Origin of the sequence: Sphingomonas flavalba (assembly GCF_004796535.1) — a bacterium.
GTDB classification, from domain to species: domain Bacteria; phylum Pseudomonadota; class Alphaproteobacteria; order Sphingomonadales; family Sphingomonadaceae; genus Sphingomonas_L; species Sphingomonas_L flavalba.
In genome coordinates this window covers 1-568 of record NZ_SPHY01000035.1, presented here as the reverse complement: position 1 = coordinate 568, position 568 = coordinate 1, and the positions used below count along the sequence as shown (strand labels likewise).

Genomic DNA, 568 nt, shown 5'->3' with positions numbered 1-568 from the left:
TCGATCTCGATGATCAGCATGCGCGGGAAGTCGGGCGAGATCCATTTCTGGTAGAAGGCATAGGCCTCCTGCGCCTCGATCCGGTTGTAGCACGGCTCGCCGAACCGCGCGGCGGGCACGCACGCCTCGTTCGGATCGGGCGGCGTCGTCCGGAACCCGCCGAACTCCTTCGGGAAATGGCCATGGAAGACGACCAGCGGGTAGCGCGCCTCCGGATGCTTGTCGAAATCCTTCGGCACCAGCACATGCGCGTTGATGAACACGTCCCGGCCCCAGAATTTCGACAGGCTCGGGCTGCGGAACTTGAAATAGCGGACGAACTCCGTGTCCTTCGGCTCGGCGATCGGCGGCAGCACCGTGTCCAGCACCACCTTGATCTCGCCGGCCTTCGCCGGGTCGAAGGTCACCTGCACCGGCTTGCTGATCACGTTGCCCGGCTCAAGCCGCCAGTTCTGCCCCGCGCCACGCGCCGCCGGCAGCTTCACCGTCTTGCCGTTCGACAGATTATACGTGTCGTATTTGTGCAAAACCGCCTGAACGTAATAGGTCCCGGCGGGGACCTGACCGA

The 568-nt window shown here is 63.9% G+C and carries 1 pseudogene; it reads right to left on the bottom strand.

The features are described 5' to 3' along the window. Positions 1 to 568: pseudogene (locus E4A53_RS14745) on the bottom strand (hypothetical protein); the annotation flags it as partial.